At 46.2% G+C, this 16,853-nt stretch carries 15 protein-coding genes; 5 read left to right on the top strand and 10 right to left on the bottom strand.

Annotated elements, in window-relative coordinates:
• Positions 1 to 5: 5 nt before the first annotated feature.
• Positions 6 to 1,637: a methyl-accepting chemotaxis protein gene (locus GXP22_04565; GenBank protein NOX08753.1), complete on the bottom strand. Its 1,632-nt coding sequence runs from the start codon at positions 1,635 to 1,637 to the stop codon at positions 6 to 8.
• Positions 1,638 to 1,816: 179 nt separating this feature from the next.
• On the bottom strand, positions 1,817 to 1,930 hold the full coding sequence (locus tag GXP22_04560) for a DUF4160 domain-containing protein (protein NOX08752.1): 114 nt from the start codon (positions 1,928 to 1,930) through the stop codon (positions 1,817 to 1,819).
• A gap of 99 nt (positions 1,931 to 2,029) precedes the next feature.
• Here GXP22_04560 and GXP22_04555 point away from each other — a divergent pair, with 99 nt between their 5' ends.
• The 3 genes from GXP22_04555 to GXP22_04545 all read left to right on the top strand — a co-directional run bounded on the left by GXP22_04555 (position 2,030) and on the right by GXP22_04545 (position 6,025).
• A complete protein-coding gene (locus GXP22_04555) occupies positions 2,030 to 3,448 on the top strand; it encodes an acetyl-CoA carboxylase biotin carboxylase subunit (protein ID NOX08751.1) in 1,419 nt (472 codons plus the stop codon).
• Positions 3,449 to 3,468: 20 nt separating this feature from the next.
• Positions 3,469 to 5,280 carry a sodium-extruding oxaloacetate decarboxylase subunit alpha gene (oadA, locus tag GXP22_04550; GenBank protein NOX08750.1) on the top strand — a complete coding sequence of 604 codons (1,812 nt, stop codon included), beginning with the start codon at positions 3,469 to 3,471 and terminating at the stop codon, positions 5,278 to 5,280.
• A gap of 160 nt (positions 5,281 to 5,440) precedes the next feature.
• Positions 5,441 to 6,025, top strand: coding sequence for a septum formation inhibitor Maf (locus GXP22_04545; GenBank protein ID NOX08749.1), 585 nt, complete (start codon positions 5,441 to 5,443; stop codon positions 6,023 to 6,025).
• A gap of 57 nt (positions 6,026 to 6,082) precedes the next feature.
• Here GXP22_04545 and GXP22_04540 read toward each other — a convergent pair whose 3' ends face one another.
• The 3 genes from GXP22_04540 to rluC form a co-directional block, all read right to left on the bottom strand.
• Positions 6,083 to 7,045: a S49 family peptidase gene (locus tag GXP22_04540; GenBank protein NOX08748.1), complete on the bottom strand. Its 963-nt coding sequence runs from the start codon at positions 7,043 to 7,045 to the stop codon at positions 6,083 to 6,085.
• A 7-nt stretch (positions 7,046 to 7,052) separates the two neighbouring features.
• Positions 7,053 to 7,742: an HAD-IA family hydrolase gene (locus tag GXP22_04535; protein NOX08747.1), complete on the bottom strand. Its 690-nt coding sequence runs from the start codon at positions 7,740 to 7,742 to the stop codon at positions 7,053 to 7,055.
• Between the two features lie 104 nt (positions 7,743 to 7,846).
• Positions 7,847 to 8,803, bottom strand: coding sequence for a 23S rRNA pseudouridine(955/2504/2580) synthase RluC (gene rluC / locus GXP22_04530; protein ID NOX08746.1), 957 nt, complete (start codon positions 8,801 to 8,803; stop codon positions 7,847 to 7,849).
• A 410-nt stretch (positions 8,804 to 9,213) separates the two neighbouring features.
• Between rluC and rne the strand changes: the two genes are divergently transcribed.
• Positions 9,214 to 11,925 (top strand): ribonuclease E, encoded by a 2,712-nt coding sequence (gene rne / locus GXP22_04525; GenBank protein ID NOX08745.1) that lies wholly within the window; start codon positions 9,214 to 9,216, stop codon positions 11,923 to 11,925.
• 6 nt (positions 11,926 to 11,931) lie between these two features.
• On the opposite strand, the gene GXP22_04520 is transcribed toward rne, so the two are convergent.
• Positions 11,932 to 12,411: a low molecular weight phosphotyrosine protein phosphatase gene (locus tag GXP22_04520; GenBank protein ID NOX08744.1), complete on the bottom strand. Its 480-nt coding sequence runs from the start codon at positions 12,409 to 12,411 to the stop codon at positions 11,932 to 11,934.
• Positions 12,412 to 12,734: 323 nt separating this feature from the next.
• On the opposite strand from GXP22_04520, the gene GXP22_04515 reads away from it, so the two are divergent.
• A complete protein-coding gene (locus GXP22_04515) occupies positions 12,735 to 12,941 on the top strand; it encodes a cold-shock protein (GenBank protein NOX08743.1) in 207 nt (68 codons plus the stop codon).
• Between the two features lie 206 nt (positions 12,942 to 13,147).
• Here GXP22_04515 and kdsB read toward each other — a convergent pair whose 3' ends face one another.
• From kdsB to pgi, 4 genes are read right to left on the bottom strand one after another with little or no spacing between them, the layout of a single operon-like run.
• Positions 13,148 to 13,909 (bottom strand): 3-deoxy-manno-octulosonate cytidylyltransferase, encoded by a 762-nt coding sequence (kdsB, locus tag GXP22_04510; GenBank protein NOX08742.1) that lies wholly within the window; start codon positions 13,907 to 13,909, stop codon positions 13,148 to 13,150.
• Between the two features lie 9 nt (positions 13,910 to 13,918).
• Positions 13,919 to 14,098 (bottom strand): Trm112 family protein, encoded by a 180-nt coding sequence (locus tag GXP22_04505; GenBank protein ID NOX08741.1) that lies wholly within the window; start codon positions 14,096 to 14,098, stop codon positions 13,919 to 13,921.
• A 42-nt stretch (positions 14,099 to 14,140) separates the two neighbouring features.
• Complete coding sequence (glk, locus tag GXP22_04500) at positions 14,141 to 15,196, bottom strand: glucokinase (protein ID NOX08740.1); 1,056 nt, start codon at positions 15,194 to 15,196, stop codon at positions 14,141 to 14,143.
• Positions 15,196 to 16,848, bottom strand: a complete 1,653-nt coding sequence (gene pgi / locus GXP22_04495) for a glucose-6-phosphate isomerase (GenBank protein ID NOX08739.1) — start codon at positions 16,846 to 16,848, stop codon at positions 15,196 to 15,198. The genes glk and pgi overlap by 1 nt, the downstream gene beginning before the upstream one ends.
• Between the last annotated feature and the right edge of the window lie 5 nt (positions 16,849 to 16,853).

Below are 16,853 nucleotides of genomic sequence, written 5' to 3'. Positions count from 1 at the left end.
ATTATTCACACCTTAAAATTAGCAACCAAGCCTTGTAAGGAAGCAGCCATCCTAGCCAAATCCTGGCTAGCAGTTGCAGTTTCTTCGGCGCCTTCGGCTGTTTTATTTGACATGTCACTTATCCTGACAATGTTACAGTTGATCTCCTCTGACACACTACTTTGTTCTTCAGCTGCGCTGGCAATTTGTGCGCTCATTTCATTAATCCTCTCAACCGAAGTTGAAATGGTTTGTAGTGCATCTCCAGACTGAGAAGCAAAATCAACTGCAGATTGAGATTGCGCCCTACTTTGCTCCATGACCTCAACAGCTTTTTTAGCTCCAGCTTGAAGTTGATCAATCATCTTATTAATTTCTTCGGTTGCTTGTTGTGTACGTCCAGCCAGTGTACGAACCTCATCAGCTACCACAGCAAAGCCTCTTCCTTGCTCACCTGCTCGCGCAGCTTCTATGGCTGCATTTAGTGCCAGCAAATTCGTTTGCTCGGCAATGCCTTTAATAACATCCAACACTGTACTTATAGCCTCACTGTTCTTCTCTACTTCTTGTATGGCTTCAGCCGATAATTCCAATTGCTGAGCCAGTGTATTAATTTGTGCAATGGCTTGTTGCACCACTACACTACCTGCTTTAGTTTGATCACTAGCATCATTGGCAGCCGTTGCTGCGTGAGTAATATTGGTAGCCACTTCCTGTACAGTTGCTGTCATCTCAGTCATAGCAGTAGCAACTTGTTCGGTTTCACCCCGTTGCTCATGAATAGTTTGACTGGTTTGACCTGTAATCACCGACATTTCCTCACCCGCAGAAGATAACTCATCAACAGTATTGGAAACTGTAGCAATAATTTTTTGCTGAGTAACAATGCTTTTATTTAAGGTGACAACCATTTCACCAATTTCATCATCTGAATGATAGTCCACCTGATGAGTTAAGTCGCCCTGATCCATTAACTCAAGTACATCACGCATTAAAGAAACCGGCTGCACGATGCTGCGCACGATATACCAGGAGATAAAGCTAGCAAATAATAAAATCGCAATAATAACACTGATGGTTAAGACCTGCATTTCTTCAAAAGCCATTTCAGCATTGGTATGGCGACGCTCAGCTCGTTTGATTTGATAATCGGCTAATTCATTAACGGCTTTGCGGGCAGATCGAAATGCTTCTTGAGCTGTTCCATAGAGTATGTTTTCTGCTAACTCCTGTTTGCCATCAAGTATTAAAGGTAAAAATTGATTGTGTATTATTTCTAAATATCGGCTCCAGTTGGAAGAGTAAGCGTCCATTAAACGGGTTTCTGTTTCTCCTAACCGAGAGTCTTTATACTTTTTCTCGTTACGTTCAAGCCGTGATAATTGTTCTTTAAATTGTTTTTCATGAGCCGTGTAACGTTCAGGTTCGGTTAATATGCGCCCCATTCGATCACGAATACGATAAAGAGAAGCTTTCATATCATCAATCGTTTCCAGAGGGATCAGTTCCTGCGTATAAAGGTTATTAACCCGCTGATTAATTGCGGATGCTTGATGGAGGCCAAATATACCCAGCACAACCAGACCTGTAATAATAAAACCAAAACCAGCATATAGTTTTGTGGAAATATTCCAGTTATTAAAGCTTTTGATTTTCATGTTTTATCCCTGTTTCCATTAATATTACAGACGACCCTACAGAGCCATCCACTTTTGATAACAACCTATTTCCCTTAATCCTTTCTTCTGCCCCGATTACCAAGCAAATAACCTACCAAAAAGGTAGCTTTCATTATAATCATAAAAATTAAATAACTGCAAATTATTTGGCACAGGCTCTATCGCCCTATTTTTACCACTTTTGCTGCCATAATATGTGGAAGATTATGTTGTTTATTATCCATGAAATACATGTAGATTATAATTCCATAGAACGCTGATATTGATGGCATATTTTCTCTCTATTGATACCCTGTTTTGCTAATCTATTCGACAACACCCCAAAAATCAGTATTATTAGCAACAATACTTGCTCTAAGGGTGTGAGCGTTGTGATAAAGAAACTATTAATTGCCAATCGCGGTGAGATCGCTGTCCGTATTGTGCGGGCCTGTGCCGAGATGGGCATTACCTCGGTGGCGATCTATACCGATGCGGATCGTCATTCCCTGCATGTTAAAAAGGCGGATGAGGCCTATAATATCGGCCCTGACTCGGTTGCGGGTTATCTCAATGCCCATCGTATTGTCAATCTTGCGGTGGCAACCGGGTGTGATGCCTTGCACCCTGGTTATGGCTTTCTATCTGAAAACCCTCTACTTGCCGAAACTTGTGTGCGTCGTGGTATCTGTTTTGTCGGCCCGAATGCAAAGGTCATCCTGAACATGGGTAACAAGACCATGGCGCGTGATGCCATGAGGAAGGCAGGTGTCCCGATCACCCCCGGCAGTGAGGGCAACCTGAAGGATCTTGATGAGGCGCGCCAGCTGGCGGGTGAGATCGGCTATCCAGTTATGCTGAAGGCGACCTCGGGCGGTGGTGGACGCGGTATTCGTCGCTGCAACTCGGATGAAGAACTCTGTCGCAACTACGACCGTGTACTGTCCGAGGCGACCAAGGCCTTTGGTTGTGCTGATATCTTCCTGGAAAAATGCGTAGATAACCCGCGTCATATCGAGGTGCAAATCCTGGCGGATAACCATGGTAATGTCATCCATTTATTTGAACGGGATTGTTCCATTCAACGCCGTCATCAAAAACTCATTGAGATTGCCCCCTCGCCCCAGATTAATGAAGAACAACGGCAGTTACTAGGTGATTATGCGATACGCGCTGCGCGTGCCGCAAATTATGTCAATGCGGGTACGGTTGAATTTCTGATGGATGAGAATGACGAATTCTATTTCATGGAGATGAATACCCGGCTACAGGTTGAACATACCATTACTGAACAGATCACGGGTATTGATATTGTCCAGCAACAGATTCGTATCGCCGAGGGGCATCCCCTGACGATCCAGCAAAAGGATGTACAGCAACGTGGCTATGCGATGGAATTCCGCATTAATGCCGAAGACCCGAAGAATGATTTCCTGCCTAGCTTTGGTCGTATCAGTCGTTATTATGCCCCCGGTGGTCCCGGTGTACGCACCGATGCAGCGATTTATACCGGTTATAAAATCCCACCCCACTACGACTCCATGTGTGCCAAGATTACCGTCTGGGCAATGGACTGGGAGGGATTGTTAAATCGCGGTGCACGCGCATTAAAGGATATGGGGGTTTATGGGGTCAAGACCACCATCCCGTTTCATCTTGAGGTGCTCAAACACCCCGCTTTCCGTAAAGCACACTTCGATACCTCATTTATCGAAAAGCACCCTGAACTCTGTCATTACCACACCGAAATATCGGATCGTGAACTGGTTACAGCGATGGCTGCGGCCATTGCTGCACATCTAGGCGCATAATCAATCATAGGTTCCCTATCATGTCAAAAGTACATATCACTGATGTTATTCTACGAGACTCTCACCAATCCCTGATCGCTACTCGTATGCGCACCGAGGATATGTTGCCGATCTGTGACAAACTGGATGCTATCGGCTACTGGTCATTGGAGGCCTGGGGTGGTGCCACCTTCGATAGCTGCATTCGTTTTCTAAAAGAAGACCCCTGGCAACGTCTGCGCCAGTTACATCAAGCGCTGCCTAACACTCCGCTACAAATGTTATTGCGCGGGCAAAACCTACTCGGTTATCGTCACTATTCGGATGATGTGGTGAAGGCTTTTATCAATCGCGCGGTTGAAAATGGCATGCAGGTATTTCGTATCTTTGATGCATTAAATGACGTTCGTAACCTGGAGACCTCAATTAAGACTGTTAAGGCATGTGGCGCCCATGCTCAAGGTACAATCTGTTATACCACCAGCCCGGTTCATACCATTAAACAATTTGTTACCCTGGCACAACAGCAACAAGCGATGGGTTGTGACAGTGTTGTTATCAAGGATATGGCGGGCCTGTTAACACCCTTCAAGACCGCTGAACTGGTACACGATCTTGTCGAAGCACTGGATATCCCGATTCACCTGCACACCCATGCCACTGCGGGTACTGCCGAGATGTGTCAGTTAAAGGCGATTGAGAATGGTTGTCGTCATATTGATACCAGCATCTCATCCTTTGCCTGTGGTGCCAGCCATCCACCGACTGAGAGTATGGTCGCTGCCCTGCATGAGACTGAATATGACACTGGCCTCAATCTTTCTGCACTACAAGAGATTGGTTTTTATTTTCGTGAGGTACGCAAAAAATACCATCAATTCGAGAGTGAATTTACCGGCCTCGATACGCGCGTACAGATCTATCAAGTACCTGGCGGTATGATCTCTAACCTGTATACCCAATTACGTGAACAGGATGCCTTAGGGCGCATGAATGAAGTGCTGGAAGAAATCCCCAAGGTGCGCAAGGAGCTGGGCTACCCGCCTCTGGTAACGCCAACCTCACAGATCGTTGGCACCCAGGCGGTATTAAATGTGTTAACCGGTGAGCGTTATAAAACGATTACCAATGAGGTCAAACTCTATCTACAAGGACGTTATGGCAAGGCACCGGCTGAGGTTGATAAAAAGGTTAAACGACAGGCCATCGGTAATGAATATGTTATTGATGTCCGTCCAGCAGATTTGCTGGATGACGAGATGGATAACCTCACCCGCGAGATTGGTGATGTGGCACAGAGTAAAGAGGATGTGCTGATCTATGCCATGTTTCCCGAGATCGGTCGTACCTTTCTGGAACAACGCAATAGTAATAGCCTGGAACCTGAACCCCTGGAACCGGTGGTCGATACCCTGTGTACATCCGGTACTCGTCCTACCGAATTTAATGTCATGCTGCATGGTGATAATTACCATATTCACGTCACTGGCTCCGGTCATGCCCATCAGGATAAACGTCCCTTCTACCTGACCATTGACGGCATCCCTGAAGAAATACAGGTTGAGGTATTAGAAGAAATTGGTGAGGATCAGGATGGCTCCTCAGGCAAGGGCGGCAGTAAACGACCGCGTGCATCCAACCCAGGGGATGTCACCACATCTATGCCGGGTACTATTATCGAGGTATTGGTTAAGGTCGATGACCAGGTTAAGGCCGGAGAAGCACTATTAATTACCGAGGCGATGAAGATGGAGACCGAGATACAGTCACCGATTGATGGCATCATTAAGGCGGTACACGTTGAAAAAGGCGATACCGTTAATCCGGATGAAACGCTGATTGAAATCGGTTAGAATGGTGGGGTTGATGCGGGTGTTGTTCTCTTCTAACAGAGACGCGCCGTAAATACGTCCATGTAGGCTCGATGCCCGCGTCCATGCGGGCAACGGTCTCTGTTAGAAGAGAACAACCCCCGCCTTTTGAGTTAATAGTGTAACGATAACAATTTTTATTATGAGTCAAAGTCAATTAGTCCTCGCCTCCACTTCTCCCTTTAGAAAGGAGCTGTTATCACGATTGCAGCTTGATTTCGAAACGGCATCACCGGATATCGATGAATCTCCATTAGAAGGTGAACCCCCGTTACAACTGGTTTACCGATTAGCGGAACAAAAGGCAAAAGCCTGTGCCAGTCAATTTCCGGATGCGTTGCTAATTGGGTCTGATCAGATTGCTCTGTTAGGTGATCAAATTCTGGGTAAACCGGGCAACCATGAAAAGGCCTGCCAACAACTTAAAAAACTATCAGGGCAATACGTCTCATTCCTGACCGGCTTGTGTCTGTACAATGCCAAACAACAACGCAGCCAGATTGAGGTGATTCAGTTTAACGTGTATTTTCGGATATTAAGTGATGAACAGATCGAAAATTATCTACGAGCCGAAACACCTTATAACTGTGCCGGCAGTTTCAAATCAGAAGCGATGGGTGTTGCCTTGTTTGATCGTCTTGAAGGTGATGACCCCACCGCACTCATTGGTCTGCCGCTAATTCGTCTTACACGCATGTTGGAAAATGAAGGAGTATGCGTAATTTAGCTATGACTGACCATCCCCGCAACAACTAGTCATCCCCGCGAAGGCGGGAATGACAGATTAATGAATACCTGATAATCCTATATACTCACTAAGACCTGCTGCCACCGATGCCCCAAAACGCGCACTAAATTGTTCCAACAGATCCGGTTGCGGTGTAAAATCAACCAGGTTATCCACACCGACAATCTCACGCGCAACATATTCCGAACTACCGAAGCCATCAATCATGCCCTTCTCAAGTGCCTGTTCTGCGGTCCACACCATGCCACTAAAGATCATCGGATCATCTTCTAATCGATTACCTCGACCATTCTTCACCACAGTAATAAACTGTTGATGAATATTATTCAACAAACCTTTAATATGCGCCTCATCTTCTTCACGCCGAGGCAAGAACGGATCAAGAAAGCCCTTGTGTTCACCTGCGGTTAACAGACGGCGTTCTACACCCAGTTTATTCATTGCCTCAACAAAACCAAAGCCATCCATACGCACACCAATAGAACCGACAATACTCGCCTTGTTGGCATAAATTTGATCGGCTGCCACGGCGACAAAATACCCCCCGGATGCACAGATGTCCTCAATCACGACATATAATGGTATATCGGTATATTGCTTACGCAGGCGACGGATCTCATCATTCATATAACCTGATTGCACTGGACTACCGCCAGGACTATTAATTTCCAGTATGACAGCGGCCGTCTTTTTATCCTCAAAGGCATCCTGTAAGCCTGCAATAATGCGATGGGCATTAGCGGGCGCACCATCAGCAATAACTCCGGTTAATTCGACTAATGCAACGTGCCTATCCGACTTACCCGGTTTCATTTCAATGTCGATTGGATTGAATGACCAAATAATAAAAAACACATAAATAGAAAAAAGCAGTTTAAAGAATATACCCCAACGTCGAGTCCGGCGTTGTTCCTTTAAAGAGGCAAAAAGCACCTTCTCCAGGGTATCTCGTTCCCATTGATCCCCTTCATCCTTATTATCCAAGTCATTCAGTCCCATTATTTATTTACCCTGCTATTGAAAGTGATTGATTCGCTCGGTCGACACAATACTCGGCAACCCAGTCACCGAGTTCGATCAGTTCATCGAGACGGAATAAAGGATTGAACTGGAGCAGACGTTCCCACTCATGAACGCCATAGGTCGCAGCGATGGGTTCTACATTGGCATTACGCGCCATCTCCATATCGTATATGGTGTCACCGATCATGATTGTTTGCTCGGGTTTCACATCCAGTTCTGACATAATTTCATGTAACATGTGAGGATGTGGCTTCGAGGTCGTTTCATCGGCACAACGGGTGACCTGAAAATAATCAGCCAGCCCGGTATCGGCTAAAACTTTATCCAACCCCTGTCGCCCCTTGCCCGTTGCAATGGCCAACATCAAACCCTGCTCCTGCAATAACTTCAGCGTTTGCTTCGCACCAGGGAATAATTCTGATTGTGCCGATAAAGCAAACCAGTAATGTCGATAACGTTCAATAAAACGCTGTAAAAACACATCATCACGGCCAGGATAAAGCGCATCAATGGCCTCACGCAGACCCAAACCAATAATATTCTTCACCTGATCCTCCGCTAAAACCTCAAGATTAAGGTCTCGCATTGAGGCATGCATGGCATCAACAATCTGTGCGACAGAATCCATCAAGGTTCCATCCCAATCAAATACAATCAAGCGACAATCGCGCATTAACACCTTGTTTTTATCCATATATATCCGTTTCCTTTTCTTTCTACATATTCTTAGGTAGGGTGCTGTATCACACACCATGGTTTTGGTGCGCAATGCGCACCCTACACGCCCTTCCAGCCATCCAGTAGACGTGCCAACTCTGGACTTAAGGGCGCGTTAACCTGAATTCGGTTATCGGCACCCGGGCGTTGAAAGGCCAGTGAACGAGCATGTAAAAACAGCCGTTTCAGACCCTTTTCCTCATGCATCAACCGATTAAAGGTCTCATCACCATATTTATCATCCCCTGCCAATGGAAAACCAATATGCGCGGCATGAACACGAATCTGATGTGTGCGCCCGGTTGATGGTCTCGCCTCAAGCAGACTGAATTGTGGAGTCACCAGAACCGGAGAGAAACGGGTTTTCGCATATTTGCCATCAGCACTCACTCGTACGATACGTTCTCCACTGCGTAACTGCCCTTTTTTCAATGGCGCCTCAACCACCTGCTTACCACCTTGCCATTCACCACGCACCATAGCCAGATATCGTTTATCGACCCGAGTCTCGCGCAATAGTTCATGCAAATTACGCAACTCACTACGTTTTTTAGCAATCATCAGACAACCTGATGTCCCTCGGTCCAGACGATGCACCAGTTCCAGGAAATGGGCATCTGGTCGCGCCTTGCGTAGCACCTCAATCAGGCCATATTGCAGACCACTCCCACCATGCACTGCCAGACCCGATGGTTTATTGATAATCAACAGACGCTCATCCTCATACAGGACATCCTGTACCTGTTGAAGATGTTGGTGAGAAATCGTTATCTCGTCAGGCTTATTGATCCTTACCGGTGGTATGCGCACCTGATCACCCGCTTTCAAGCGGTACTCAGGACGAATACGTCCCTTGTTAACCCGGACTTCCCCCTTACGGACAATACGATAGACATGACTACGGGGCACGCCCTTGAGTTGACGCATCAGATAATTATCAATGCGCTGACCCGCCTCATCTTCCATAACAGCCTTGATCTGAACCTGTGCCGATATCTGTATTTGTGATTCGCTCATCCGCCCATAATACCAGAATTAAATCCACGGCTTTGAATTGTTTACCTGAAACAGACCTTAATAAATAAACAATTGCGGGTTACAGAGAAGCTTGATATAGTGGAGATAAGCCTTTGAATGCAGATTAAAAAAAGCAAACAAAGTCTAAGTTTTTTGTTCCTATGATAAAGATCATACGACGAAATCGATTAATAAAGACAATATTAATCATGCAAGCAACTCATTATTAACATAGCGGCTCCCATGTCTTATGCAATTAACGTCATCAAACAGTAAAGAAAGCAGTGCTCCATTAATTATCTGGCTAATAAACCAGGTTTTTTGCGCACCACTGATCTCTTTACGTCTGCTTGTGACCAGGATAATAGCAATCGTAGACATTGAGGTTGAGCGTTTAAGAGAATATACCCATGAAAAGAATGCTAGTGAATGCTACGCAGCCGGAAGAACTGCGTGTGGCGATGGTCGATGGTCAGAAAATGTACGACCTGGATATCGAGGTTCCATCGCGAGGACAGAAAAAATCTAATATCTATAAGGGTAAAATCACCCGTGTAGAGCCCAGCCTGGAAGCCGCCTTTATTGATTATGGTGCTAACCGTCATGGTTTTCTGCCACTGAAGGAGATTGCACGCAGTTATTTCAGTGAAGAAAGCCTGAAACAAAGCAACCGTCCAAGTATCAAGGATGCACTGAAAGAAGGCCAGGAACTGATTGTTCAGGTTGAAAAAGAAGAGCGCGGTAACAAGGGCGCGGCACTAACAACCTTTATTAGCCTGGCAGGTCGCTATCTGGTCTTAATGCCAAACAATCCCCGTGCTGGTGGCGTTTCAAGACGCATTGAAGGTGAAGACCGTAGCCTGATTCGTGATGCCTTGAGTGTGCTAGAGATCCCTGATGGTATGGGTCTTATTGTACGTACCGCAGGCGTTGGGCGTTCCGCTGAAGAACTACAATGGGATCTGGACTACCTCAGAAGTCTCTGGGATGCCGTTGAACGTGCCGCCAATGAACGCGCCGCCCCACTCCTTATTTATCAAGAGAGCAATGTTATCATCCGTGCCTTGCGTGATTATTTGCGCAAAGACATCGGTGAAATCTTGATTGATGACAAAGAGATTTTTCGTCAGGCCGAAGGCTTTATGCAACAGGTGATGCCGCATAATATGGGCAAACTAAAGTTCTACGATGATCCTGTCCCGTTATTTTCCCGTTATCAGATTGAAAGCCAGATTGAGTCCGCCTTTCAGCGTCAGGTTAACCTGCCATCCGGTGGCTCAATTGTCATCGACCATACCGAGGCACTGATTGCGATTGATATTAACTCGGCTCGTGCCACCAAGGGCACCGATATTGAAGATACCGCCTTCCATACCAATATGGAGGCTGCTGAAGAGGTTGCCAGACAACTCCGGATACGTGATCTGGGTGGACTGGTGGTTATTGATTTTATCGATATGGCCCCCACCAAAAATCAACGCGAAGTAGAGAATTGTCTACGCGAATCACTAAAGATGGATCGTGCCCGTATTCAGATTGGTCGAATCTCACGTTTTGGTCTGTTAGAGATGTCCCGCCAACGTCTGCGTCCATCGCTCGGTGAATCCAGTCAAAGCACCTGCCCACGTTGTAACGGTCAGGGCACCATCCGTGGTGTAGAATCATTATCTTTATCTATCCTGCGTATTCTCGAAGAGCAGGCAATGAAAGAACGCACCGCCCGTATCCTGGCAAAATTACCTGTCAGTGTGGCGACCTTTCTGTCTAATGAAAAACGCGACATCATCCATAATATTGAAACCCGATACAAGACTTCAATTGCCCTGCTTCCATCCACACAAATGGAAACACCCAACTTTGATATCCGCAGGATTCGTAACGATGAACTAAAGGGTGAAGATGCGGCGACTAGTTATGATATCAAGATTGATAGTGAAGAAGATCCAACTGCCGAGATCGAAGAAAACAAACCACGGGTAGAAGAACCTGTTGTCAAAATGGTCGTTCCAGCACAACCTGCCCCAGCTCATAAAGAAGAGAGCCCAGCAAAACCAGCAGAAAAAATAGCAAAACCAGGCTTTATCAAACGGCTATGGAGTTCATTGTTTGGCCCTACAGAAGATGAGAAAAAGGCACAGGAAGAAGAGGAATCCCGTACCCATCGCAATAACCGTGGCCGTGGCCCTCGCTCAGGCAATCGTAATCGTAATAATCGCCGTAGAAATAACGAGCCGCGCAACAAACAAAATGAAAACAGCAATGTTGACAAACAGACCGAAGATACCGCCCCTTCTGATGAAAAGACAGGTGAGGACGGAAAGAATCGTAACCGCAATCGTAATCGCAACCGTAACCGTAATCGCAACCGTAATCGCAACCGTAATCGCGACAATACCGATGAAGGCCAGGAAGGCTTAACTGATACAGGAAATGCAGTAGAGAAAAGCGAAGATAATGACGACAATAAAACGCCAAATGATAGCGAAAATAAGGAAAAACGCAGCAACAGTCGCCGTAACCGTCGTGCCGGTAAATGGCGTAAACCTAGCGAAAGCAGTCAACAGGATGATAATGCCCCAGCATCAGGTGAGAGCAAACCAACACCTGCAACGAACATCGAGCCCACATCATCGGCACCTGCTCCTGCCCCTTATCCTGTTAATGCTCAAAGACCAGAGCTAGTCCCGAAACAGGATACGTTACCATTGGAACCCAAGGCTGAACAGCCTAAGGTCGACAAACCAAAAGTGGATAAGCCTAAGACAGAGCAGCCTAAGGCCGATAAACCAAAAGTGGATAAGCCTAAGACAGAGCAGCCTAAGGTCGACAAACCAAAAGTGGATACGCCTAAGACAGAGCAGCCTAAGGCCGACAAACCAAAAGTGGATAAGCCTAAGACAGAGCAGCCTAAGGCCGACAAACCAAAAGTGGATAAGCCTAAGGCAGAGCAGCCTAAAGCTGACAAACCGAAGGTGGATAAGCCTAAGACAGAGCAGCCTAAAGCTGACAAACCGAAGGTGGATAAGCCTAAGACAGAGCAGCCTAAAGTTGACAAACCGAAGGTGGATAAGCCTGTTACAGACAAGCCTAAGGCAAAAAAACCGGATTCAGAAACCAGTTAGAAATATTCAGGATTCCTTACGCAGGGTCTCAAGCAGACCCTGCGAGGCATCTTCAATCAAATCCAGCACCTGTTCAAAGCCATCACCTGCTCCATAATAAGGGTCAGGTACATCCAGGGTCTTGGTATAACGTGCATATTCAAGAAAACGATGTAGTTTATGTTCATACCCGGGCGGACAGATATGCTTCAAGCCTCGATAGTTTTCGCTATCCATCGCCAGCACATAATCAAACTCAATAAAATCATTTGCCTCAAATTGCCGACCACGCTGATTACTCAGATCAATACCACGTCCACGAGCCGCCGCCTGCGAACGCAGATCTGGTTGTTCCCCGACATGATAGGCATGGGTGCCCGCTGAATCGACTTCAACAACATCCAGCATGCCTTCTGCCTCCAACAGACTCAAAAAAACGCCCTCTGCCGTTGGCGAACGACAGATATTGCCCATGCAAACAAAAATAACCTTACTTTTTTTCTTCATAATATCGCCAATTATACGATAATCAAGGGGTCAGAGTTCTTGAAATATTCCCCTCCCCAATTTTTATCTACAAAATCAAGTTTTCAAGAGCTCTGACCCCTTGATTACTCTGGAAATATTCATTGAAAATACTCATTGACTCGCCGATAAAAACAGATATAATTCATCCAGCTTGAAAATAAGTTTTATATTTATGTACACCACTGCGATGTCACGTCTTTAGTACCTCGTTCTGTTCTTCATAAGTAATGCAATAATTTCAGCCAAACGGCCCTTTCAAAAGAAAAGGCTTCAATTACTCTTGAATGATTAGGAATATTATTATGTCTACTACTACTGGAACTGTTAAATGGTTCAATGAAACTAAAGGTTTTGGCTTTATCGAGCAGGAATCTGGCCCAGACGTTTTTGCTCACTTTAGTGCAATCGCAGGCGGAGGCTTCAAGACTCTGGCTGAAGGTCAGAAGGTTGAATTCACTGTTACTCAGGGTCAAAAAGGTCCTCAGGCAGAAAACATCGTAGTAATCTAAATACTGATTATTACTACCTTGAACCCTTGGGTTTGAGGATTGAAAAGGCGAGATCTTATTGATCTTGCCTTTTTTTATGGCTGTTTTTTTCTATCCACTGCTTCGGAGTGAACGTGAAGTTGGTTTAAAAAACAGTGGTGGACATCCATCTACGCCACATTAATAGTAAGATGCTTACCCGTTCGCTCAAGTGCATGTGAACATGACTAAAGGTAGGCCTGCCTCACCCGCTCCAGATCTTCCTCGGTGTCGACCCCGTGTCCGGGTTCAACAACGGCATCATCAACAAAGATCCTGGCTCCATGCCATAACACGCGTAATTGTTCGAGTGATTCGGCTTGTTCCAGTGCGCAGGATGGCAGGCGGGTATATTCCTGTAGGTAGGCGGCACGATAGGCATAGATACCCAGGTGGCGAAGATAATCAATCGTTGTTGGGAGTTCATCCATGTTGGCGGCAAAGTCATCTCTCGCCCAGGGGATAGGAGCGCGACTGAAATACAGGGCGAAGCCCTGTGTATCCCTGACCAGCTTGACCACATTGGGGTCTTGCAATTCCTGCATGGACTGGATACAGCTACATAGCGTGGCAATCACTGCCTCGGGATGATCCGCCAGACCATTGGCAACCTGCTTGATTAATCCGGTGGGGATCTGTGGTTCATCACCCTGCACATTAACAATAATCTCATCATCGGCCCACGCCATTTTTCGACTGGTTTCAGCCAGACGATCGGTGCCTGAGGTATGTCCTGTGGATGTCATGCAGACCTCGGCACCGAAACCCAGGGCAGCCTGTTCGATGCGTTCATCATCGGTGGCAATCACCACTTGTTCGGCACCACTAGCACAGGCGGCCTCGTAAACGCGTTGAATCATCGGTTTACCGGCAATATCCAATAACGGCTTGCCGGGCAAACGGGTGGAGGCATAGCGTGCCGGTATTACAACCTTGAATGAAGTCATCATAGCGCTCGGCTAAACCTCTTCGTCAGCGGGTAGCTGCCTGGCCTCTTCTTCCAACATAACCGGGATATCATCGCGTATTGGATAGGCTAATCTATCAACCTTGCAAATCAACTCGTTATTGGTCTTATCATAGACCAGTGCGCCCTTACAGATTGGGCAGGCAAGAATATCCAGTAGTTTTTTATCCATCATTCGCTCTCTGTATTTATGGTGGACTTATCATACTGATTATTACTTATTCGGTACAGGTTTAATGGTGCGTGGTACGCACCCTACCGGGGGTGGGTATGGTGCGCACCATTGTTCGGTATAGGCTGCGGCACCATATAGACCGACATCGGGTTGCATCACCAGTTTGACACTAAACTCGTTCATCAAACCTTGCATGGCTCCCTTGTTCCTGAAGGCGGTCATAAAATTAGAGGCCAATAATAAATCCTTTATCCTGGGGGCAATACCACCGGCAACATAAACTCCACCTCTTGCCATATAATTCAGTGCTACATTGCCACACATGGCACCATAAATATGCAGAAAACAATCCACTGTCTGCACACACAATTCATCCGTTCTGGACAGTGCATATTGGGTAATGACCTCGGCAGGATCTTGCTGTTGCATTAAATCATTAATTTTTTTTGATTCCGAGCCCTTTGATTTTTCTGCCAGGAATTGGTAGATACGATGCAGTCCACTGCCCGAGAGTAATAACTCAACACTCACATACTCATGTCGTTTCATTAGCCAGACAAGCAGATCTGCCTCCAGCTCATTGGTCGGGGCAAAGGCTACATGCCCTGCCTCACAGACATGGGCAACATAACGCCCCTCTTGCCACAACTGATAACTCACGCCAAACCCAGTGCCCGCGCCCAGGAAAACTCGATTCCCCTGCTCTTCCTCTTTACCGCTCTGTAGCCCCACCATCTCATCAGCGGATAATCGGGAAACACCATAGGTGACGGCCTGAAAGTCATTCAACAATTCAACCGGCTCAATAGCAAACAAGGTCTGTAAGGTCTTTCTTTCGACCACCCAAGGCAGATTGGTAATCTTCGCAACCCCATTATGAACGGGGCCAGCGACTGCAAAACAACAGGCGGCTGGTGATACCGTCAAATTTAACTCAACCATAAATTGTTCAATGATAGCGGACAGACCTGAAAATTCCTGACTACTATAACGTCTGATGGCATCCACTCTGATTTCACCATCCACCCATTCACCTGATAGGATACGGGTATTGGTGCCTCCCACATCACCGGCAATAATCCGCTTATTGCTCATCAATGACTCTGTGGACGATGTGACTTGTAATAATTAATCAAACCATTGGTTGAACTATCATGACTATCAATCGAATCAGAATCATTCAACTCATCCAGAATGTTTTTTGCCAACTTTTTACCCAACTCAACGCCCCATTGATCAAATGAGTTGATATTCCATATCACACCTTGTACAAAGACCTTATGTTCATACAACGCGATAATAGAACCTAGCGTTCCTGGATTCAGGGTATCAAATAGTAAGGTATTCGTGGGTCGATTGCCGGGGAAAACCTTGTAGGGTAGTAATGCCTTAACCTCATCATAACTCAAACCCAGCATCTCCAGTTCAGCTTGAGCTTCCTGTTTGGTCTTGCCCATCATCAGCGCCTCGGTCTGGGCAAACACATTCGACATCAGCGCACGATGATGGCGAGCAATACAATGCTGGGTATAGACTGGTGCCAGTATATCCGCAGGCACCAACTTGGTACCTTGATGTAATAACTGGAAAAAGGCATGTTGTGCAGAGATTCCGATCTCACCAAAGACAATAGGGCCCGTTGTATAAGATACCGGCACACCTTCACGATCAACTGATTTCCCATTGCTTTCCATATCGGCCTGCTGCAGATAGGCAGGAAAACGATGCAAATGCTGGTCATAAGGTAATATTGCAGCTGATTGCGCCTCAAAGAAGTTGTTATACCAGATCCCCAACAGGGCCATAATCACCGGGATATTTTCTCTGAAAGGCGTGTTTTTAAAATGCTCATCGACTTCATGCGCACCCGCCAGCAGTTCATCAAAATTATCAGAACCGATCATAATGACAATAGAAAGACCAATCGCCGACCACAGAGAATAACGTCCGCCAACCCAATCCCACATCTTGAAGATATTGCCGTCAACTATACCGAACTCTCTGGCCAAGCCTGCATTGGAAGTCACCGCCGCGAAGTGGCGATGAATATTAGCATCGTTCCCAACCTTATTAAGATACCACTGCCGTGCCGTGCCGGCATTCACCATAGTATCCTGCGTGGTAAAGGTCTTGGAGGCGACAATAAAAAAGGTGGTCTCGGGGTTAAGGAACTCCAACGTATCATTAATATGATTCTCATCAATATTGGAGACATAATGCACATTGAGATCATGTAATGAATAAGGATGCAGTGCCTCATTCACCATCAATGGCCCCAAATGTGAACCACCAATACCAATATTTACCACATCGGTGATCGCTTGATTATCCACGCCACGCCAAACGCGTGTTCGAATCGCCTCAGCAAGCGCCTTAACTCGATTCAACTCATGCCGAACCTCGGGCATCACATCCACACCCTCAATCATCACCGGGGTATCACTCTGATTTCTAAGTGCCATGTGTGATACCGCACGATGCTCGGTATGGTTTATGGGCATGCCGTCAAAGAGATCCTTGATCCATTGATCCAGCCCCGCCTCTTGCGCCAGAGAAAACAGCAGGTCCATTGTTTCAGGGGTAATAATATTCTTCGAATAATCGAATAGAATATCATTTAATTGAATAGAAAAGTCATCAAAACGCCCCGCTTGTTGAGCAAATAAATCTCTCATCTGGCACTGGTTAATCTTCTCATAGTGCTTTAATAACTCAACCCAACTCTTTGAATCTAATATATTTGACATCCCTG

This window comes from Gammaproteobacteria bacterium (assembly GCA_013151035.1).
In the GTDB taxonomy this organism is placed as follows: domain Bacteria; phylum Pseudomonadota; class Gammaproteobacteria; order JAADJB01; family JAADJB01; genus JAADJB01.
This window is presented reverse-complemented; position numbering and strand designations above follow the sequence as displayed.